This is a genomic window from Streptomyces sp. NPDC029041, assembly GCF_040637515.1.
GTDB lineage: Bacteria > Actinomycetota > Actinomycetes > Streptomycetales > Streptomycetaceae > Streptomyces.
Window position 1 is genome coordinate 412,390 of the sequence record NZ_JBEZWO010000001.1, and the last position, 20,491, is coordinate 432,880.

General features: G+C 71.5%; 18 protein-coding genes and 1 riboswitch. Of the genes, 2 read left to right on the plus strand and 16 right to left on the minus strand.

What is annotated here, in order from left to right; all coding sequences use genetic code 11:
* Nucleotides 1-128 precede the first annotated feature (128 nt).
* Nucleotides 129-740, plus strand: coding sequence for a TetR/AcrR family transcriptional regulator (locus AB0F04_RS01755; RefSeq protein WP_362036618.1), 612 nt, complete (start codon nt 129-131; stop codon nt 738-740).
* Between the two features lie 173 nt (nt 741-913).
* On the opposite strand, the gene AB0F04_RS01760 is transcribed toward AB0F04_RS01755, so the two are convergent.
* The 3 genes from AB0F04_RS01760 to AB0F04_RS01770 all read right to left on the minus strand — a co-directional run bounded on the left by AB0F04_RS01760 (nt 914) and on the right by AB0F04_RS01770 (nt 5,480).
* Nucleotides 914-1,699 carry an SGNH/GDSL hydrolase family protein gene (locus AB0F04_RS01760; protein WP_362037308.1) on the minus strand — a complete coding sequence of 262 codons (786 nt, stop codon included), beginning with the start codon at nt 1,697-1,699 and terminating at the stop codon, nt 914-916.
* A 344-nt stretch (nt 1,700-2,043) separates the two neighbouring features.
* Nucleotides 2,044-2,928, minus strand: a complete 885-nt coding sequence (locus tag AB0F04_RS01765; protein ID WP_362036620.1) for a LysM peptidoglycan-binding domain-containing M23 family metallopeptidase — start codon at nt 2,926-2,928, stop codon at nt 2,044-2,046.
* Nucleotides 2,929-2,932: 4 nt separating this feature from the next.
* A riboswitch (cyclic di-AMP (ydaO/yuaA leader) is annotated at nt 2,933-3,094 on the minus strand.
* Nucleotides 3,095-3,404: 310 nt separating this feature from the next.
* On the minus strand, nt 3,405-5,480 hold the full coding sequence (locus tag AB0F04_RS01770) for an alpha-galactosidase (RefSeq protein WP_362037311.1): 2,076 nt from the start codon (nt 5,478-5,480) through the stop codon (nt 3,405-3,407).
* A 179-nt stretch (nt 5,481-5,659) separates the two neighbouring features.
* Between AB0F04_RS01770 and AB0F04_RS01775 the strand changes: the two genes are divergently transcribed.
* Complete coding sequence (locus AB0F04_RS01775; RefSeq protein WP_362036623.1) at nt 5,660-6,457, plus strand: tyrosine-protein phosphatase; 798 nt, start codon at nt 5,660-5,662, stop codon at nt 6,455-6,457.
* A 15-nt stretch (nt 6,458-6,472) separates the two neighbouring features.
* Here the strand turns inward: AB0F04_RS01775 and AB0F04_RS01780 are convergent, their stop codons facing one another.
* The 13 genes from AB0F04_RS01780 to hpnC all read right to left on the minus strand — a co-directional run bounded on the left by AB0F04_RS01780 (nt 6,473) and on the right by hpnC (nt 20,251).
* Complete coding sequence (locus AB0F04_RS01780) at nt 6,473-6,592, minus strand: DUF6126 family protein (RefSeq protein ID WP_362036626.1); 120 nt, start codon at nt 6,590-6,592, stop codon at nt 6,473-6,475.
* Nucleotides 6,589-7,236: an XRE family transcriptional regulator gene (locus AB0F04_RS01785; RefSeq protein WP_362036628.1), complete on the minus strand. Its 648-nt coding sequence runs from the start codon at nt 7,234-7,236 to the stop codon at nt 6,589-6,591. The genes AB0F04_RS01780 and AB0F04_RS01785 overlap by 4 nt, the downstream gene beginning before the upstream one ends.
* Before the next feature lie 60 nt (nt 7,237-7,296).
* On the minus strand, nt 7,297-8,712 hold the full coding sequence (locus AB0F04_RS01790) for an aspartate aminotransferase family protein (RefSeq protein ID WP_362036630.1): 1,416 nt from the start codon (nt 8,710-8,712) through the stop codon (nt 7,297-7,299).
* Nucleotides 8,709-10,604 carry a 1-deoxy-D-xylulose-5-phosphate synthase gene (gene dxs, locus AB0F04_RS01795; protein WP_362036632.1) on the minus strand — a complete coding sequence of 632 codons (1,896 nt, stop codon included), beginning with the start codon at nt 10,602-10,604 and terminating at the stop codon, nt 8,709-8,711. The genes AB0F04_RS01790 and dxs overlap by 4 nt, the downstream gene beginning before the upstream one ends.
* 29 nt (nt 10,605-10,633) lie before the next feature.
* Entirely contained in the window at nt 10,634-11,791 is a 1,158-nt protein-coding gene (gene ispG / locus AB0F04_RS01800; RefSeq protein ID WP_362036634.1) for a flavodoxin-dependent (E)-4-hydroxy-3-methylbut-2-enyl-diphosphate synthase, read from the minus strand.
* Between the two features lie 4 nt (nt 11,792-11,795).
* Nucleotides 11,796-12,818: an adenosyl-hopene transferase HpnH gene (gene hpnH / locus AB0F04_RS01805; protein WP_362036636.1), complete on the minus strand. Its 1,023-nt coding sequence runs from the start codon at nt 12,816-12,818 to the stop codon at nt 11,796-11,798.
* Between the two features lie 5 nt (nt 12,819-12,823).
* Nucleotides 12,824-13,465: a 1-hydroxy-2-methyl-2-butenyl 4-diphosphate reductase gene (locus AB0F04_RS01810; RefSeq protein ID WP_362036638.1), complete on the minus strand. Its 642-nt coding sequence runs from the start codon at nt 13,463-13,465 to the stop codon at nt 12,824-12,826.
* Nucleotides 13,465-15,609, minus strand: coding sequence for a squalene--hopene cyclase (gene shc, locus AB0F04_RS01815; RefSeq protein ID WP_362036640.1), 2,145 nt, complete (start codon nt 15,607-15,609; stop codon nt 13,465-13,467). The genes AB0F04_RS01810 and shc overlap by 1 nt, the downstream gene beginning before the upstream one ends.
* A 122-nt stretch (nt 15,610-15,731) precedes the next feature.
* A complete protein-coding gene (locus tag AB0F04_RS01820) occupies nt 15,732-16,865 on the minus strand; it encodes a polyprenyl synthetase family protein (protein WP_362036642.1) in 1,134 nt (377 codons plus the stop codon).
* A complete protein-coding gene (hpnE, locus tag AB0F04_RS01825; protein WP_362036644.1) occupies nt 16,865-18,274 on the minus strand; it encodes a hydroxysqualene dehydroxylase HpnE in 1,410 nt (469 codons plus the stop codon). The genes AB0F04_RS01820 and hpnE overlap by 1 nt, the downstream gene beginning before the upstream one ends.
* Nucleotides 18,271-18,405 (minus strand): DUF6380 family protein, encoded by a 135-nt coding sequence (locus tag AB0F04_RS01830; protein WP_362036646.1) that lies wholly within the window; start codon nt 18,403-18,405, stop codon nt 18,271-18,273. The genes hpnE and AB0F04_RS01830 overlap by 4 nt, the downstream gene beginning before the upstream one ends.
* Nucleotides 18,402-19,352: a presqualene diphosphate synthase HpnD gene (gene hpnD / locus AB0F04_RS01835; RefSeq protein ID WP_362036649.1), complete on the minus strand. Its 951-nt coding sequence runs from the start codon at nt 19,350-19,352 to the stop codon at nt 18,402-18,404. Before hpnD ends, AB0F04_RS01830 begins: the two co-directional genes overlap by 4 nt.
* Nucleotides 19,349-20,251 carry a squalene synthase HpnC gene (gene hpnC / locus AB0F04_RS01840; RefSeq protein ID WP_362036651.1) on the minus strand — a complete coding sequence of 301 codons (903 nt, stop codon included), beginning with the start codon at nt 20,249-20,251 and terminating at the stop codon, nt 19,349-19,351. The genes hpnD and hpnC overlap by 4 nt, the downstream gene beginning before the upstream one ends.
* Nucleotides 20,252-20,491 lie beyond the last annotated feature (240 nt).

Consider the following 20,491-nt stretch of genomic DNA (forward strand, 5'->3'; position numbering starts at 1 on the left):
CCGTCTCCCCGACCCGGCCGGTTCCGGGGAGGCGCCAGCCCTCTCCCCGGCGGCCGTCGTCGCGAGCCCTGCCGGCCAGGCCGAAACGCCCCGTCGAGGGGCCGCCCGGCCGTGGGTAGGGTGACGGTGTGACGAGAGTCCGGTTGAGTGTGGCTCAGCGGCGCGGGGACCTGTTGCGGGCCGCCATCGAGCAGATCGAGGCGAGGGGTGTGGCGGCGGTCAGGATCGCCGACGTGGCCTCGGCGCTCGGCGTGAGCAACGCGCTGGTCCTCTACCACTTCTCCTCGAAGGAGCAGCTGGTCGCCGCCGCGTTCCGGCACGCGGCGGAGGGCGACCTGGCGCATCTGCGCAAGCTGCTCGGCCGCCGTTCACCGGCGCTGCGCCGGCTGCGGTCGGCCGTACGGTGGTACGCCCCGACCGGGCAGGCAAAGGGCTGGCGGCTGTGGATCGAGGGCTGGGCGGCGGCGCTGCGCGACCCGGCGTTGCGGGAGGTCGCCCAGGATCTCGACCGGCAGTGGAAGGCGGCCCTCGCCGCGGTCATCGCGGAGGGCGTGGCCGCGGGCGAGTTCCGGTGCCCCGACCCGGTCGGCACGGCCCTGCGTCTGACCGCCCTCCTCGACGGACTCGCCGTCCAGCTGACGTCCTACGCCGGCGCGGTGCCGCGTGCGCGCGCCCAGGAGTGGGTCGAGGAGGCCTTGACCCGCGAACTCGACCTGACGGCAGAGCGGCTGGCGCCTTAGCCGGTGTCCTTCGGATCACGCCGGGGCGACGGGGCGCACCGGCCCGGTCCGGCACGGTCACCCGAGGCGCGCCGGGCCGGGCAGGAGGACCGGCCCTCGAAGCCACGACTCCCGTGCGTGCGGGCCGCGTCGGTGTCCCCGACCGGCGCGGGCCGCACGTGCAGGAGCCTCGCTCACGCCACCGAGGTGATCCACATCCTGATGTCGTCCGGCGACAGCGCCCCCTTGGCCGTCACATGGTCACCCGAGGACTCCCCGCGCAGCCGGCGCCCGATCCACGGCACGAGGAACTCGCGTGCCCAGGCGACGTTGTCACGCCGCACGTCGAGAGCGCCGCGCGGGGGCAGCGGAGGCCACGCCTGCTCGGGGTCGGCCGGCACGTCGAGGCCGAGCACCTGGCCCGCGCGCAGCGCCACGCGTGTGTGCCCTTCGGGCGACAGGTGCAACCGGTCGGCGTCCCAGGCCCGGCGGTCCTGCACACTGCGCAGGGACCACAGGTCGAGCACCGGACAGCCGTACCGGTCGGCGATGGCCCGGACGTGTCCGTTGTACGTGGCGATCTTCCCGCGCAGATGCCTGAGCACGGGCACGCCACGGGTGTCGAAACCGGTCGTCACCATCACGATGCCGGACACCGCGGTGAGTTGGGCCAGCGCCCGCTCGAAGCGCTCGGCCACCTCGTCCGGGTCGGTGCCGGGCCGGATGATGTCGTTGCCCCCGGCGCAGAACGAGACGAGGTCCGGGGCCATGCCGACGGCCCGCGGAACCTGGTCCGCCACGATCTGGTCGAGGAGCTTTCCGCGTACGGCGAGGTTGGTGTACCGGAAGTCGCCCTCGGGCCTGCGGTCGGCGAGCAGGACGGCGAACCGGTCGGCCCACCCGACGAACGCCCCGTCGGGGCCGGGATCGCCGACGCCCTCGGTGAAGCTGTCCCCCACCGCCACGTACGACCCGATCACTGCTTTGCTGTCACTCTTCGAATCGTCTGCCACAGCAGCCCATGATTCACCTTCGAATGTGACCTACGCGACCGTAGGAAAGGGTTGACGGGCGGTGAGATAAGCCACTCCTCAAGTGTTCGCCAAATTCGGAACACCCCGCTTGTCAAGGATGTTTCGAATGGGCCGCCAGACCCGGAATGCACTGATCCGGAAATGGCCCGTGGTGGTCCCAACTGCCGCCGCCCGTCGATTTCTTGGGGTCGAACGAGGTCACGCCCACACGCCGAAGGCCGGACCCGGGGTCGGGGTCCGGCCTTCGGTCGCGTGTCTGGTCGCGTGCCAGGCAGGTGGTCTGCGGTGGGTCAGCCGACGGAGACGCCGTGCGAGCGCAGGAAGGCGACCGGGTCCACGTCCGAGCCGTAGTCCGGCGTGGTGCGGATCTCGAAGTGCAGGTGCGGTCCGGTCACGTTGCCGGTCGCGCCCGACAGGCCGACCTGCTGCCCGGCGGTCACGGTCTGGCCGGCCGAGACGGAGAGCTGGGACAGGTGGGCGTACTGGGCGTAGTAGCCGTCGGCGAGCTTGATGACGACCTGGTTGCCGTACGCGCCGCCCCAGCCGGCGGACACGACCGTGCCCGCGCCGACGGCCTTGAGGGAGGTGCCGGTCGGGACGACGAAGTCGACGCCGGTGTGGTAGCCGCTGGACCACATGCTGCCGGACATGTGGTACGGGGTGCCGACGGTGGCGCCGGCCACCGGGAGGGTGAAGCCGCTGGAGTTGTTCTCGGCGGCCGCCGGCTTGGCGGCGGTCTCCGCCTCCGCCTTCGGGGCCGTATCGGCGGCTGACGGCTTCGGGGCCGAGGCCTTCGGGGCGCTCGCCGCCTTCTTGCCGATCGACAGCTTCAGGCCCGGGTGGATCAGCGACGGGTCGGAGCCGACGGCGTCACGGTTGTCCGCGTAGAGCTTCTTCCAGCCACCGCTGACATGCTGATCCTCGGCGATCTTCGCGAGGTAGTCACCGGCCTTCACGGTGTACGTGCGGGAACCGTTGGCCTCTTCCGCGGCCTTTTCCCCGGCGGCCGGAGCGGACTGGACGGCCTTTTCCGGAGCCGACTGCGGGGTGGCGGCGTGAGCGCCGGCGGCCCCCATGAGCGGCAGGGCGAGGGCGGCCCCGCCGGTTCCGGCGACGGCGATGGAGCGGGTGAAACGCTGGGTCTTGGGGCGGCGGTGCTTACCCTTCGCGGGCATGGCGCATTCCTCTCCGTCGCCTGCGAGGTGAGCTGTCGGGTGCGGGCTGGAGATGCCCGGCCGCGCCGTGGCGCGGCTTAACCCCAAGCCGTTCCGGGAACCGGAACAGGCGTCTTACCTGTGGGTCCCCCGCTCCTGCCGTACGTCGGGTCAGTGTGTGCGGGCTCCGGGCGGCGGCAGGATTAGGCGTCCGTCCGGATTGGTGTGGAACGTAAGCGACCACGACGCAATAGGACAAGCTTGCGGTTGCCCGTGACGGTGTTTTTCTTGACGCGTCGCCACATGTGCCGTCACCGAGCGTGGATTGCCGATCCCCCGCTCCACTCAATGGCCCTGGAAAATTGCGGGGATTACGTGAACATGGCGACAGCACATCGTCACGAATATGACGATGGTCACGCACCCCGACCTCATCTCCTTTACGATCGGGGCACGTTATCCCTAAGCGGCTAAAATTCCCTATTCGGACACAATGACTACTTCCGCTTAAGGCGGACGATCGCGGCGTCCAGATCCCCGCGCAAACCGACCCGCAGTCCGTGATGAAGCAGCACGGCCCCTTGGTGAACTTCGCCCGTTTCGAGGCATTCATACGATTCCGTCGGGTCCAAGCCGCGCAGCCGGAGCGCCGGAACGGGCTCGCCGTAGCGCTGCGCCTGGAGCCAGGCGAAGACGACGGCCTCCTCGCCGAGGACGTACTGCACGGCGCTCAGCCCGCCCTCCGGAGGCCGCAGCCGGTACTGGTCGCCCCGCTGCACCACGGGCCGGATCTCCTTGTAGAGCCTCACCCACTCCGCCGCCTCGGCGAGCTCCTCCGGCGTCCACTTCGTGAGGTCACCCCCGACCCCGAGCACCCCGGCCATGGCGCTGACGAACCGGAACCGCAGCGAGCTGGCCCGGTGGTTGAGCATGGCGTTCGGACTGTCGGTGACCCAGGCGGCCATGACCCGGGCCGGATGGATCTGGCTGAAGCCGTGCTGGATGGCGAGCCGGTCGAGGGGGTCGGTGTTGTCGGAGGTCCACACCTGGTCCGTGCGGCTCAGCACACCGAGGTCGATCCGTCCGCCGCCGCCCGAGCAGGACTCGAAGGCCACCCCCGGGTGAGCCGCCCTCAGGCGGTCCAGCAGGGCGTACAGGCCCTGCACGTGGTCGACCCAGAGCCGCTGCGGGTAGCCGTCGTCCGGCCAGCCGGCGTCCGTGAAGCAGCGGTTGAAGTCCCACTTCACGTAGTCGATCGGCGCACCGGAGAGGAGTCCGTCGAGCTGCTCCCACAGATACTCCCGGACGTCCTCGCGGGCGAGGTTGAGCACCAGCTGATTGCGGAACTCCGTCCGCTTTCGTCCCGGTTGGTACTGCACCCAGTCGGGGTGCGCGCGGTACAGGTCGCTGTCCGGGTTGACCATCTCGGGCTCGACCCAGATCCCGAACTGCATGCCGAGGCCGTGCACATGGTCGGCGAGCGGCTTCAGGCCGCCCGGGAAGCGGTCGGGGTTGGGCGTCCAGTCGCCGAGCCCGGCGCGGTCGCTGGTGCGTGCCCCGAACCAGCCGTCGTCGACCACGAACAGCTCGACGCCCATGGCGGCGGCCCGCCCGGCGAGCTCCCGCTGCTGCTCCTCGGAGATGTCGAACTCGGTGGCCTCCCAGGAGTTGAACAGCACGGGCCGGTCCCGGCCGGCGTCCGGGATCACGTACGCCCGCTGGTAGGCGTGCCAGGCACGGCTCGCCCCGCCGAAGCCGCCGTCACTGAAGAGCCCGGCGAAGACGGGGGTCGTGTACGACTCCCCCGGGCCGAGCGTCAGCAGGCCACTGTCGTCGTGGCCGGCGCCGCCGGTGATCTGCACGCGCGCGTCCGGGAGCTGGGCCACGGCGATGCGCCAGGACCCGGACCAGCCCAGCGCGCAGCTGTAGACCTCGCCGTGTTCCTCGGTCGCGTCGGTGTCGAGGGCGACCCACGGCAGGTGCTGGTGGGAGGTGTGGCCTCGGCGGCTGCCGATGACCTTCTCACCGTGGGTGAGGCCTGAGCGGGTCAGCCGGGACTCGGCGCCCCAGCGGCCGTGCAGCTGGGACAGGCGCCAGCTGTCGCGGTCGGGCAGGGTCCAGGTGGCGGAGTCCGCGCGCAGCAGCTCGACGGCCGGCCCGTGGTTGTGCAGGGTCACCCGGCGTTCGACGACATCCGCCGAGGGGCGCATCCGGTAGTGCAGGGTGACGGCCAGGTCGCCGTCGCGGAACCGGAGCCGCAGCTCGCCGTCCTCGGTGTCGTGCCCCTCGTACGTCCACTCGGTGCCGCGCCGCTCGGCCGTCCGTACGGACAGGGCGGGGCGCACGAAGCGGGGGCCGCCCTCGACCGGGTACTCCTCGCGTCCGTCGAGCGGGGACTCGAAGGGCCAGTAGTCCGGCAGGGGCCGGACGGCCAGGGCCTCGGCGTCGGCCAGGCCGATCCGGGGGCCCCAGTGCAGGTGCAGCAGTTCGTCCCGGCCGGTGACATGGACGGCATAGCTGCTGGCCGGCCCGGAGAGCACCCATGTACGACCGTCTTCGGAGATCTCCAGCATCATGCCCTCACATATTCGAACAAGCCCGACCAGGTGCGACCAGGCGGCAACATCATCAGGGGCCGTGGGGCTTCCGGGCAACGCCTGTGGACAACTCATTGCCCCAGGCAGGCATGTCGTATCGTCGAGAGACGCCCGTCGACGAGCCGCGTCGGCGGCGTCGAAGGGGAGGAGCCCTCGTGACACAGCAGGTCCCGTCGACCGAGCCCGAGCTGGCCGGAGTGCGCAACTTCCGTGACGTGGGCGGGCTTCCGACCGTGGACGGGCGGCGGGTGCGCCAGGGCGTGCTGTTCCGCAGTGGCCACCTCGCCCACGCGACCGGGGAGGACGCCGCCTTCCTGACCGGTCTGGGCCTGCACACGATCTTCGACTTCCGCAACGCGGCCGATCAGAAGCTCGAGGGGCCGGACGTCGAGCTCCCCGGCGTGCGCAATGTGAACCTGCCGCTGAGCGACCCCGCCGACGGCGCCGAGTTCTGGAAGATGGTCCGCGACGGCGAACTCGAACAGCTGCGCGAGATCCTCTCGGACGGCAAGGGCGCGGGCCGCATGATCGCCTCGTACCGCACGATCATCAAGCACCGCACCGACGAGCACTCCCGGGTGCTGCACGCGCTCGCCGAGGACAGTGTCCCCGCGCTGATGCACTGCGCGGCGGGCAAGGACCGCGCGGGGCTGTCCGTCGCGGTGACGCTGCTCGCCGTGGGCGTCGAGCGCGAGGCGATCGTCGAGGACTACCTGAAGTCGAACGCCAAGCACCGCCGCTACAAGGTGCACCGCTCCAGCTCCGCCGCCTCGGCCTACTCCCCCGAGGTCATGGAGCTGCTCAGCCCCCTCTTCGACGCGCGCGCCGAGTACCTGACGGCGGCCTTCGACACGATCGAGGAGACGTGGGGCGGCGTCGACACCTACCTGGAGAAGGGGCTGGGGCTGTCCGCTCCGACCCGGGAGCGGCTGCGCGAGCGGCTCCTCGACTGAGCTTCGCGGGTGGGGCTACTTCGCCCCGACCTGGAACAGCAGGTACACGAAGGCGGCGAAGACATGGCCGGCGATGAGGTAGACGAACAGCCTCACCCACAGGGCGCGGGGGAACTTCTCCTCCATGTCGCTCATGACATGTCTCCGGGGGTGGGGCCCAGGCACAGGGCGGCCGTGGGGCTCTGCAGCAGGGTGTGGACGAAGAGCAGGTCGACGCCGTCGTGGTCCTCGGCGGCGATCCGGTGCGGGGTGAGCGAGTCGAAGTGGGCGCTGTCGCCGGCCGCCAGCCGGTGCGTGGTGTCCCCGAGGCGCAGCCGGAGCCGGCCGCGCAGCACGTGGAGCCATTCCTCGCCGGGGTGGACGCGCACGATGTCGCCCTGGGAGCCGTGGGGGACGTGGACGCGCAGGGCCTGCATCCCGCGGCCGGGGGCGCCGGCCTGCCAGTAGGTCCAGCCGCCCGCGGCGGTGGGTTCCATGTCGGCCGCGCGGATGACGGCGTCCCGGTCGGCGACCGTCTCACCGAGGAGCTCGGAGACGGTCGTACCGTAGACGCGGGCGAGTGCGAGCAGCATCGGCAGCGACGGCTGACGCTGCCCGGTCTCCAGCCGGGAGAGGTGGGCGGGCGACAGCCCGGCGGCGCGGGCCGCGGCCTCCAGCGTCAGGGAGGCCTGGCGCCGCAAGGCCCGCAGTTGCGGCGCCACCACAGCGGGCAGCGCGCCGGTGGCCTGGCCGGCCGGCGAGTCGGCCCCTGGGGGCCGCTCGGTCTCGGAGGAGCTCATGCCTCCATTCAGCCGGAGCGTTGCCTCAGCGGCAAGTTTCTTGCCTCTCAGGCAAAAGACTCAGCGGTTGGCCACGGCCTGTTTGACGAGCGTCTTGCCGAAGTCCCACACCAGCCCGCCGTTGTGCGCGTCGTCCATCACGGCCGTGAAGGCGTCGACGAACCGGTCCACCTCGCGCTCGCCGATGATCAGCGGCGGGATCAGCTTGATCACCTCCATGTGGTCGCCGGAGACCTGCGTGAGGATCCGGTGCTTCTGCAGCAGCGGCACGACGACCATCTGCGCGAACAGTCCCTTGCGGGCGGCCTGGAGCATGGTCCAGCGGCTGCGCAGTTTCAGCGACTGCGGCCGGCCGAACTCGATGCCGATCATCAGGCCCCGGCCGCGGACCTCGGCGAGCATCTCGTAGCTGTCCGTGAGCGCGGCCAGCCGGGCCCGCAGCCGCTCTCCGGTGGCCCGGACGCCGGCGACGATCTGCTCGTTCTCCATCACCGACAGCACCGCGAGCCCCGCCGCCATGGCCTGGGCGTTGGACCCGAAGCTCGCCGAGTGGACCAGCACCCGGTCCATCGACGAGTAGACCTTCTTGAAGATCCAGTCCTTGCCGATCGTGGCGCCGACCGGCACATAGCCGCCGGAGAGTGCCTTGGCCACGCACACCAGGTCGGGCTCCACGCCGTCCTCGTGCTGGTAGGCGTAGAAGTCGCCGGTCCGGCCGAGGCCCGTCTGGACCTCGTCGGCGATGAGCAGCGCCTTGTGCCGGTGCAGCAGTTCCTGCGCGGCCCGCAGCCAGCCGGGCGGGCCCGTGAGCACGCCCTTGCCCTGGATCGGCTCGACGATCAGCGCGGCGACGTCGCCCTTCCTCAGCTCCCTCTCCAGTGCGTCGAGGTCGCCGAGCGGAACGGCCGTGTCGGGCAGCAACGGGGCGAAACCGTCGCGGAAACCGGATTCGCCGTTGACGGACAGCGAGCCGGTGGTCAGCCCGTGGAAGGCGTGCGCGCAGTACAGGACCCTCGGCCTGCCGGTGGCGAACCGGGCGAACTTCAGCGCGCCCTCGACGGCCTCGGTGCCGCTGTTGCCGAAGAACACCCGGTCCAGGTGCGGGCTGTGCGCGAGCAGCTTCTCGGCGAGCAGGCCCGGCAGCGGCTGGCAGTCGAACCGGGTGAGATCGGCGAGCTGCGCGTCCAGGACGTCGTGCAGCGCCTTGCGTACGACCGGGTGGTGGCGGCCGAGGCCCATCACCCCGAACCCGGCGAGCATGTCCAGGTAGTCGTTGCCGTCCGCGTCGTAGAAGTAGGCGCCCTCGGCGCGCTCGTAGACCTTGTCGAAGCCGATGGTGTGCAGCATGCGCGGGAGCTGGTGGTTGAGGTACCGGGTGTGCAGCTCGTAGCGCTCGGCTCCGCGTTCGGCCAGCAGCTTGCCGAGGTCGAACTCCCCGGCCTGCGACGACTCCGACGCGGATTCGGCGGTGGTCATTCCTGTGGCTCCTTGGACAGCTCTTCCTTGACGGCCAGGCTCGCGCCGATCCGTCCGGCGACCTCGACAGGGGTCAGGCCGATGTCGGCGAGCACCTCGCCGCGCTTGGCGTGCGCGAGGAACTGCTCGGGGATGCCGAACCGCCGTACCGGTACGTCGACTTCGGCGTCGCCCAGGGCGAGCGCGACGGCCGAGCCCACCCCGGCGGCGCGGCTGTTGTCCTCGACGACGGCGACCAGACGGTGCTCGGCGGCCAGGCCCGGGAGTGCCGGGTCGACGGGCTTGACCCAGCGGGGGTCGACGACGGTGCAGCCGATGCCGCGTGCTTCGAGCAGCTCGGCGGCCTGGAGGCAGACCGGCGCCATGACGCCGACGGCCACCAGGAGGACCCGCGGCTCGGAGGATCGGTGCAGCACGTCCAGTCCGCCCACCCGGTCGACCGCCGGGAGAGACGGGCCGACGGACTCCTTCGGGAAGCGCACGAGGGTCGGCGCGTCGTCCACGGCGACGGCTTCGCGCAGCTGGGCGCGCAGCTGGTCGGCGTCGCGCGGCGCGGCGATGCGCAGTCCGGGCACGACCTGGAGGACGGACATGTCCCACATGCCGTTGTGGGAAGCCCCGTCGACGCCGGTGACCCCGGCCCGGTCGAGGACGAAGGTCACCCCGCAGCGGTGCAGGGCCACGTCCATCAGGAGCTGGTCGAAGGCGCGGTTGAGGAAGGTGGCGTAGACGGCGACGACGGGATGCAGACCGCCCGTCGCCAGGCCCGCCGCGGACACGGCCGCGTGCTGCTCGGCGATGCCGACGTCCCACACCCGGTCCGGGAACCGTTCGGCGAAGGCACCGAGACCGACCGGGTGCAGCATGGCGGCGGTGATCGCCACCACGTCCTGGCGCTCCTCTCCGATCCGGACGATCTCCTCTCCGAACACGGAGGTCCAGGAGGGGCCGCCCGAGGGGGTCAGCGGTGCGCAGGTCAGTGGATCCATCACCCCGACGGTGTGGAAGTGGTCCTCCTCGTGGGCGAGGGCGGGTTCGTAGCCGCGGCCCTTCTCCGTCAGGCAGTGGACGAGCACCGGGCCGTGGAAGCGCTTCGCGCGCCGCAGTGCGGACTCCACCGCCCCGGTGTCGTGCCCGTCGATCGGCCCCAGGTACTTCAGGCCCAGGTCCTCGAAGAGGCCTTGCGGTGCGAACGCGTCCTTGAAGCCCTTCTTCGCGCCGTGCAGGGCTTCGTAGAGGGTGTTGCCGACCAGGGGGGTGCCCTGGAGCAGGTCCTTGCCCCAGGCCAGGACCCGCTCGTAGCCGTCGGTCGTGCGCAGTGTGGCGAGGTGGTTGGCGAGGCCGCCGATGGTGGGGGCGTAGGAGCGTTCGTTGTCGTTGACGACGATGATCAGCGGGCGGTCCTTGGCGGCGGCGATGTTGTTCAGCGCCTCCCAGGCCATGCCTCCGGTGAGGGCGCCGTCGCCGATGACCGCGACGACATGGCCCTTCCCGCCCTGCACCTGGCGGGCCTTGGCGAGCCCGTCGGCCCAGCCGAGCGCGGTGGAGGCGTGGCTGTTCTCGATGACGTCGTGCTCTGACTCCTCGCGCGAGGGGTAGCCGGACAGGCCGCCCTTGCCGCGCAGTTTGGAGAAGTCCTGACGTCCGGTCAGCAGCTTGTGGACGTAGGACTGGTGGCCGGTGTCCCACAGGATGCGGTCGGCCGGTGATTCGAAGACCCGGTGCAGGGCGATGGTCAGTTCCACCACGCCCAGGTTGGGTCCCAGATGGCCGCCGGTCCTGGCGACCGCGTGCACCAGGAACTCCCGGATTTCTTCGGCCAGTTCCCCCAGTTCCGCCCCGGTCAGCGCCTTCAGGTCGTGTGGTCCCCGGATGTTCTCCAGAATCGTCACGCTCGGGCCCCCTTCGGATTCCGTGCCGCTCAGCTCACGGTGACGGCCGGCTCCCCCGGCCCCGCGCCGTCCTGCTCCATCTGCTCGGCGATCTTCATCGCCTCTTCGATCAGCGTCTCGACGATCTTCGACTCGGGGACGGTCTTGATGACCTCGCCCTTGACGAAGATCTGCCCCTTGCCGTTGCCGGAGGCGACACCGAGGTCGGCCTCCCGCGCCTCGCCGGGGCCGTTGACCACACACCCCATGACGGCGACGCGCAGCGGCACCTCCATGCCGTCGAGCCCGGCCGTGACCTCCTCGGCGAGCTTGTAGACGTCGACCTGGGCGCGCCCGCAGGACGGGCACGACACGATCTCCAGCCGCCGCTCCTTGAGCCCGAGGGACTGCAGGATCTGGATCCCGACCTTGACCTCCTCGGCCGGGGGCGCGGACAGCGACACCCGGATCGTGTCGCCGATGCCCCGGGACAGCAGCGCCCCGAACGCCACCGCCGACTTGATCGTGCCCTGGAAGGCCGGGCCCGCCTCCGTGACGCCGAGGTGCAGCGGGTAGTCGCACTGTTCGGCCAGCTGGCGGTACGCCTCGATCATCACGACCGGGTCGTTGTGCTTGACGGAGATCTTGATGTCCCGGAAGCCGTGCTCCTCGAACAGGGACGCCTCCCACAGCGCGCTCTCCACGAGCGCCTCCGGGGTGGCCCTGCCGTACTTCTGGAGCAGGCGCCGGTCCAGCGACCCGGCGTTGACGCCGATCCGGATCGGGGTGCTGTGGTCCTGCGCCGCCTGGGCGATCTCCTTGACCCGGTCGTCGAACTGCTTGATGTTGCCGGGGTTGACCCGGACGGCCGCGCAGCCCGCCTCGATGGCCGCGAAGACGTACTTCGGCTGGAAGTGGATGTCCGCGATCACCGGGATCTGCGACTTGCGCGCGATGGCCGCCAGCGCGTCCGCGTCGTCCTGCGTGGGGCAGGCGACCCGGACGATCTGGCAGCCGGACGCGGTCAGCTCCGCGATCTGCTGCAACGTGGCGCCGACGTCCGACGTACGGGTCGTCGTCATCGACTGCACCGACACCGGGGCCCCGCCCCCGACCGCGACAGGCCCGACCTGGATCCGGCGCGAGACGCGCCGCTCGGCGACCGGCCGGGCCGGCACCTCGGGGACGCCCAACTGGACAGCGGTCATGACGTCACTCCCGGTTCCCGGAGACCGTCTCGCGCAGGGCGCGCAGGGACTCCTTCAGCGATCCCATGGTGGCGAGCACGGCGGTGGGTTCGTAGCCGCAGTGCGCCATGCAGTTGGCGCAGCGCGGGTCCTTGCCCCGGCCGTACTTGTCCCAGTCGGTGTCCTCGACGAGCTCCCGGTACGTCGGCACGTACCCGTCGCTCATCAGGTAGCAGGGGCGCTGCCAGCCGAAGAGCGAGTAGTTCGGGATCGCCCACGCGGTGCACGGGAAATCGACCTTGCCCTCCAGGAAGTCCAGGAAGAGCGGGGAGTGGTTGAGCCGCCAGCGCCGCCGGTTGCCGCCCGAGAAGGCCTTCTTGAAGAGTTCGCGGGTCTGCTCCACGCCGAGGAAGTGCTCTTGGTCGGGGGCCTTCTCGTAGGCGTAGGCGGGCGAGATCATCATCTCGTCGACCTTGAGGTCGTCGTTGAGGAAGTTCAGCACCTCGATGATGGTCTGCGGGGTGTCCGTGTTGAAGAAGGTCGAGTTGGTGGTGACCCGGAAGCCACGCCGTTTGGCCTCCTTGATCGCCTCCACCGCCTCGTCGAAGACGCCCTCCTTGGCGACCGACTCGTCGTGCCGCTCCCGCAGTCCGTCGACGTGCACCGCGAAGGCGAAGTAGGGCGACGGCGTGAACTGGTCCATCTTCTTGCGCAGCAGCATCGCGTTGGTGCAGAGGAAGACATACTTCCGCTTGGCCACCAGCTGACGCACGATCTCGTCGATCTGCGGGTGCATCAGCGGTTCGCCGCCGGCGATGGACACCATCGGGGCGCCGGACTCCACGACCGCCCCCACGGCCTGGGCGACGGGCATCCGCTGCTTGAGCACCCCGGCCGGATGCTGGATCTTGCCGCATCCCTCGCATTTGAGATTGCAGGCGAACAGCGGCTCCAGCTCGACGATCAGCGGAAACTTGTCCCGGCGGCGGATCTTCTGTTCAGCCAAGTATGTAGCGACCTTGATGGACTGTCGGAGCGGCATGGCCATCTGGCTCACCTCCTGGGGAGCAGCAAGGAACGGTGCCATTCGAAGAATGCGGGAAGAACGGAGCGCAGGACACGGAAAGCTGATATTCCACCGCGCACCGTGCCGATCCGGACGAGTTCATGTTCAGGAGCGTCCACGACCACCCGGACGGCCGCAACCGGGCGCTCGCCCGCGCGCACGGCGCTCAGGAGCGTGACGGCGGACTCCATGTCGACCGCGATGGCGCCGGTGGCGCGCAGAGCGGACCGTTCGGGGCCGCGTACGACGTGGTCGGAGCCGGTCAGCGGCCCGGTGTGCACGGCCCGGCCGGGCAGCGCGCGGGCCAGCTCCTTGACCAGCAGCTCGGTCCCGACGCAGGGTGTCGTGCCGCGCGCGTCGCGGGTCTCCTCGGCGACGACCAGATCACCGGGATGCATCCCCGGCGCGAGGCCCGCACAGAAGCCGGTGGCGAGCACGGCGGCGTCGCGCAGGGCCGGATCGGCCAGCACACGGGTGACGGCCCGCTCGGCGGCCGCCGGCCCCATGCCCGTCCGCAGCACCGTGACCGGCCCGCCGGCCCCGCCCCGGCCGCCCGCGCGCAGGGCGAACTGCTCGATGCCGAGCGCACAGGCGATCAGCAGCGGGACCGGGGCGGGCTGTGCGCTCATCAGCTCCCCTCGGCCTCGGTGAACGGCTTGCCGGTCGCGCTCTCGCGGCGTCCGGCTTCTGCGAGCGGCTTGCCGGTCGCGCTCTCGCTGCGCCGTCCGGCCTCGGTGAGCGCCGTGCCGCCCCCGCTCCCGCCGTGCTCCCCGGCCTGACCGCTCCCCCGGAGTTTCCCGGTGAAGGGCTCACCGCGCAGATAGCGGCCGAGCGCGGTGAGCGGGAACACCTGCCGGTAGAGGTGGTAGTTGATCGAGAAGTCCCACGGGAAGCCCGTCCCCGTGAAGTACGGCTCGTCCCAGGAGCCGTCCTTGCGCTGTGTGGCGCAGAGCCACTCGACGCCGCGTTCGACGGCCTTGGACTCGCGCTCCCCCGCCGCGAGCAGGGCCATCAGCGCCCACGCCGTCTGCGAGGCGGTCGAGGCGCCCTTGCCGCTCCACTCCCTGGAGTACTTGTAGGAGCGCAGGTCCTCGCCCCAGCCGCCGTCGTCGTTCTGGACGGACTCCAGCCAGGCCACGGCCCGCCGGATCGCCGGGTGTGCGGCGGGGATACCGGCGGCGGTCAGCGCGGGCACGACGGACCCGGTGCCGTAGACGTAGTTGACGCCCCAGCGCCCGAACCACGAGCCGTCCGGTTCCTGCTCGGCGAGCAGCCACTCGATGCCGCGCCGGGTGCGCGGGTCGTGGGCGAGGCCTTCCACCGCGAGCATCTCCACGACGTGCGCGGTGACGTCGGCGGAGGGCGGGTCGATGACCTCGCCGAAGTCGCAGAACGGCAGCCGGTTCGGGAAGGGGCTGGTGTTGTCGACGTCGAAGGCGGCCCAGGCCCCGTTCTTCGACTGCATGCCGAGCGTCCAGCGCAGGCCGCGCACGACGGCCCGGTCCAGCCGCTCGGGGTCGTGGTGGGTGACCCGGCGCAGCGCGAGGATCACCTCGGCGGTGTCGTCGATGTCGGGGTAGTTGTCGTTGTGGAACTCGAACGCCCAGCCTCCGGGCCGCAGTCGGGGCCGCTTCACGGACCAGTCGCCGGGCCGGACGATCTCCTCCCCCAGCATCCAGTCGGCCGCCTTCACCAACTGCGGGTGGTCGCCGGGCAGTCCGGCGTCGGCGAGGGCGATGGCGGCCAGGCAGGTGTCCCACACGGGTGACTGGCAGGCCTCGATCATCCGGGCCCCGTCCTCGCGCCACACGGCGAATCGGTCCAGGGACGCCAGCCCCTCGCGCATCACGGGGTGTTCGAGGTCGTAGCCGAGCAGGTGCAGGGCGATGATCGAGTACACGGCCGGGGGCTGGATGCCGCCCCAGCAGCCGTCGTTCTCCTGCCGCTCGATGATCCAGCGGGCGGCGCTGTTCATCGCGGCTCTGCGCAGTCTGCGCGGGGCGACCTTCCGCAGGGCGTGCAGGGCCTTGTCCATCCGCTGGAACGCGCCGTCCCAACTGAACGGCGATGCAGGGGGCTTCGGCGGGTTGGGCCGCGCCGGGTCGGTGTGCAGCTCGTCGAGCGGGAAAGGTGCGGGGCGTACCGGCCGCTTCGCGGAGACGATCGTCAGCGGGACGATGGTCTGCCGCGCCCAGCAGCCGAAGTCGTAGATGTTGAGCGGCACCCACGGCGGGAAGAAGACGAGCTCCGGCGGGAGTTCGGGCAGGTCCTCCCACTTCCACCAGCCGAACAGGGCCAGCCAGATCCGGGTGAAGACCCGGGCGGCGGCGATGCCGCCCTGCGCGCGGATCCAGGCGGACGCCTTCGCCATGTGCGGGGCGTCGGGCGCGTCACCGGCCAGCCGGAGGGCGACGTACGCCTCGATGGTGGCGGACAGTTCGCCCGGTCCGCCGTAGAAGGTGGCCCAGGTGCCGTCCTCGCCCTGCTCGCCGCGGATGAAGAGGGCGGCGGCCCGCGTGGTCTTCTCGTCGCGGATACCGAGGAACTGACGGAGCAGCAGGTCCTCGGCGTCCATCGTGACGTTGGTCTCGAGGTCGCCCTTCCACCAGCCCTCGGCGTCCTGGAGGGAGAGCAGGAAGTCGGTGGCGCGCCGGGTGGCGCGTGCGGCGGCTTCCGGTACCCCGGCCGCCCCGGGGGTGTGCGTGTCGGTGTCGCTGGCCGCGGCGGCTCGGGGTGGCAGGGCCCCCGTGCTTCCGTCGGTCGTCGCTGTCATGGCTTCCCCTTCGTGCAGTCCTGCATGGCGTGCATCTGCTGTGGGTCCGCCGTCGGCCGGTGCTCCGTGATGACTCACGGCACCGGCCGGCGACTACGCGAGGGCTATTCGGCCGATAGTGATCATCTCTTTCGTACGACGACGAAGTCCGCGAGGGCCGTGAACTGGTCCCGCACCCGGTCGGGCATCTCGACGGCGTCGAGCGCTTCGATGGCGATGGTGTGCTGACGGCGTGCCTCGTCGGCGGTCCACTCGCGGCCGCCGGCCTCCTCGATGAGGGCGGCCCGGGCCGCGAACTCCTCCTCGGAGAAGTTCTCGAAGTCGTGGGCCTTGGCGTCGGCGGCGAGGATCTCTCCGAGCCGCTCCGAGGCCGGGCCGCCCGCCGCGAGGGCGGCCACGACCGGCAGGGACTTCTTGCGCTGGCGCAGGTCGCTCCAGGTCTGCTTGCCGGTGGAGACCGGGTCGCCCCAGATGCCGAGCAGGTCGTCGACAGCCTGGAAGGCGAGGCCCAGGTGGTAGCCGTACTTCTCGAGGGTGTCGGCGGTGTGGTCGTCGGCACCGCCGAGGACCGCGCCGATGGAGCTGGCGCAGGCGAGCAGGGCGCCGGTCTTGTTGCCCTCCATCTCCAGGCACTCCTCGACGCTGACGCGGTCGCGGTGCTCGTAGGAGATGTCCTGGGCCTGGCCGTCGATCAGGGCGCGGCTGGCGGTGGTCAGGCGGCGGGTAGCGCGGCCGGCCTCGACGGTGCCGAGTTCCAGGAGCACCTCGTTGGCCAGGGCGAACAGGGCGTCGCCGACCAGGATGGCCTGGGCGGGCCCGTGCACCTTCCACACGGTGTCGCGGTGACGGCGCTGCTCGTCGCCGTCCATGAGGTCGTCGTGGAGGAGGGAGAAGTTGTGGACGAGTTCCACGGCGACTGCGCCGGGGACACCCGTCTCGGGGGCGGCCGACATGACCTCGGCGGACAGCACCGCGAGGGCCGGGCGCACGGCCTTGCCGCCGTCCCCCTCCGCGGGCCTGCCCTGGGCGTCGATCCAGCCGAAGTGGTAGGCGGCAACAGTGTCCATGGGAGGTGCCAGGCGGTCGACGGCCGCCCGCAGTACCGGAGTGGCCAGGGTCCGGCCGCGCTCCAGCAGCGCGGTCACGTCCACCGCCTCGGCAGTCTTCGAGGCCGGGGGCACAGTGGGCACAGTCTCTCCTCTTGTTGCGGTACCGGGGGTGCGGGGGACGCCCGCCGCGCCGGCCTGGGCCGGCATCACGCCGCCTCCTCGAAGTCGAAGAGGTGGCGGGGGCGGGGCCGGCCCAGGGCGCCCAGCACGGCGTCCGCCGCGCTCACACCACTGCGGACCGCACTCTCCATGGTCGCGGGCCACCCGGTGGCGGTCCACGCTCCGGCCAGGTAGAGGCCGGATGCCTTGGTGCGGGCGCCGGGCCTGAGGCGGCCGACGCCGGGAGTGGGAGCGAACGTCGCGGTGCGCTCCCGGGTGACGAAGAAGTCCTTCACTTCGGCGCCACGGGCCGGCGGCAGCAGCCGCTCCAGCTCGGGCAGGTACCGCTCGCGCAGCACGGCCACGGGCGCGTCGATCTCGTCCTGGGCGGCCGACTGGGACACGGCGAGGTACTGCCCCTCGCGCAGCCCGGACGACTCGGTCCGGTCGAAGACCCACTGCACGGGGCTGCCGAGGGCGGTGAAGAAGGGCCGACCGAGGACCTTGCGGTCGTAGACCACATGGACGTTGAGGATGGGCGCGGTGCCGATCTCCAGGAGCCGCTGGGGTGCGTCCAGGGCGCCCGCGGGCAGCAGGTCGTGCGCCTCGCGCTGCGGTACGGCGAGGACGACGGCGTCGGCCTGAAGCGTCTCGCCGGGGACCTCGACGCTCCACTGCCCGGTGTCGTGGGAGGAGACGGAGGTGACGCGGGTACGGATTTCGGTGCGCACGCCCGCCGAGTCGAGCGCCTTGCGGGCCAGCCGGTCGTGCAGGTCGCCCAGCGGGACCCGCGCCCAGCCGATGTCGGCCGCGCCCGGGTCGGACAGCAGACCGGTCTTGAACACCATCGCGGCCAGCGCCAGCGAGGCGTCGGAGGCGACCGCGTTGAGGGTGGCCACCCCGACCAGGTCCCACAGGGCCTCCACGGCGCGCGCCGACTGGCCGTGCGCCGCGAGCCACGTGCCGAAGTCCTGCGTGTCCAGCGCCGGGTCGGTCAGGTCGAGTCCCTTGAGCGCGAGCGCGGCCCGGCCGACCCTGGCGCGGTCGGCGAGCGACAGATGCGGATAGGCGGCGAGACTGCGGCCCAGGTGCAGCGGCACGGGCAGGGCGTCCCGCCGGAGCCGTCCGAGCCGCCGCCCCTCGGGGCGGGCGAGGTCCAGGACGGGAACGTCGAGCCGGTCCTGCAGCGGGGCCAGCGCCGCGCCCCCGATGCGGTCGAGGAACCAGCGGTAGGCGGTGCAGCAACGCAAGTAGACGTGCTGGCCGTTGTCGACGGTGAGGTCGCCGCGCCGGAAGGAGAAGGCGAGCCCGCCGAGCCGCGGCCTGCCCTCCAGCAGCGTGACCCGCACCCCGGCGTCGGCGAGCGCGAGCGCCGAGGTGACACCGGCGAGCCCGCCGCCGACCACGACGGCGTGCCGCCGTGGTGCGACCGCTGCGGACTGTGTGTCATGGGTCATCGCGCACCCTCCCCCGCGGCCCGGGCCGGCTGCTCGGACGGTGCACGACCGGACCTCTCCGTCAGGGACGCGTCCCCGGGCCGGAGGGTTGCCCGGCGCTTCTCGCCGACGACGGCGCTCTTGTCCCTCACGCACGCCTCCTGACGGTCCGCCGGGTCACGTGCCGGGCGTCGAGACCGGACAGGCCGCGCACGGCGACGTACGCCTTCTCCCGGCCGGGCAGGGAGACCCGGCCGCGCAGCACGGCCTGCGGGTCGCGCTCGATGCGGTCGAGAAGGCGGCGGTAGATGCCGGCCATGGCGGCGACGCAGGCGCCGCTGCGCCGGTCGAGCATGGGGAGCAGCCGGTAGCCCTCGGCGAACAGGGCGCGGGCCCGTCGCACTTCGAAGTGCACGAGGCCCGCGAAGTCGGAGCCCTCCGGTGGCCGCGGTCCGCTGAAGCCGGCCGAACAGCCGAACTTGGCGAGATCGTCGGCGGGCAGGTACGTCCGCCCGCCCACGGCGTCCTCACGGACGTCTCTGAGGATGTTGGTGAGCTGCAGCGCGAGCCCGAGCGTGTCGGCGTACTCCGGCGCGCGGTCGACTCCGCGCGCCCCGGGTTCCGTCCCGAACACGCCGAGCGAGAGACGCCCGATCGCGCCCGCGACGCAGCGGCAGTAGACCTTCAGGTCGTCCCAGGTCTCGTACGTCTCGCCGCGGACGTCCATCAGGACGCCGTCGATGAGCTCGTCCAGGCCGCCGAGCGGGATCGGGAAGGCCCCGGCGGCGTGCGCGAGGGCGACCGCGACCGGATCGGTGTCGTCCTCGTCGACGCGGTCCTCGCGGATCCGGGTGAGCAGCGCCCGGGTCTCCTCCAGCCTGGCCACCTTGACGTCGTCGGCGAGCGCGCCGTCACCGATGTCGTCGACCCGCCGCGAGAACGCGTACAGCGCCGACATCGCCCGGCGCTGAGGCGTCGGCAGCAGCCGGATGCCGTAGGCGAAGTTGCGGGCCTGCCGTCCGGTGACGGCCTCGCAGTAGCTGTAGGCGGCGAGTACCGGCGGGGACGTGTGCGGTTCCGGCTCCACGGTCCGGATCACCCCTCTCCTCGCAGAGTCACGCCGACCTCACGCAGCAGCCGGACCTTGCCGGGCTTGGGCGGGCCGGGAAGTACGTCGTATCCGGCGGCGGCGATCGCGCGGACGGCCGCCCTCCCCCCTGCCACGAACCCTGCGAGCAGCAGCTTCAGCCTGCCGTGGACGCTACCCACCAGGGGGGCGCCTTCATTCAAAAGATCCCGGGCCCTTTGCGCTTCGTACGCAATCAATGCACGGACCGACGCTCCGGCGGATGTCGTGGCGAGATCCGCTTCCTGGACGTGGAAGCGTTTCATGTCGGCCGCCGGCAGGTAGACCCGGTCGCGGGCGAGGTCCTCGGAGACGTCCTGGAGGTGCTCGACGATCTGGAGGGCCGTGCAGATCATGTCGGAACGGCGGATCCGCTCGGGCGTCGAGGTGCCGGTGACGGCGAGGACGAGACGCCCGACGGGGTTGGCCGACAGCTCGCAGTAGGCGAGCAGGTCGTCATAGGTCTCGTAGCGGCTGACCAGCTGGTCCTGGCGGTTGGCGGCGATCAGGCCGAGGAACGGGCCGGGCGTCAGGGAGCAGCGGCGCACCGTCGGCTGGAGGCGGCGCAGCAGGGGGTGGCGCGGCGTCGAGTCGAAGACCCTGCGCAGGTCCGCCTCGAAGGCGTCGAGCAGCACCAACCGGTCCTCGGCCTCCTGCGGGCGGACACCGAGCAGCCGGGCGTCGGCGCCGCCGGGGGCCAGATCGCCGTCGCCGATGTCGTCGACCAGGCGGGCGAAGCCGTAAACGGCCATGAGGTCGGTGCGCCAGGCCCGGGGCAGGAAGAAGGGGGCCACCGGGAAGTTCTCGCCGGCGGCCTTGTCGAGCGTGCCGCGCTCCGGATCGAGGGAGCGCGCCGTGCCGGTTCCCGTCACCGCCGGCTGCCCGGCGCGGGGACGGCACGTGCTGCGTGGAGCTGGGGAGTTTCCGTAGCCATCGCCGTCACATCTCCCGTTCTACACTGCCGACCCAATACGCACTATTTCGGACACGCCGCCTCGCCGTCCGCACGGTGGCCCGACGGGCGGTGTCGCGCATTATCGCCCTGATTGCCGTGTTTCGGGACCGGTACAGCTTACGTTGTACAACGCGACACGGTTCGTCAGGGTGTCCCG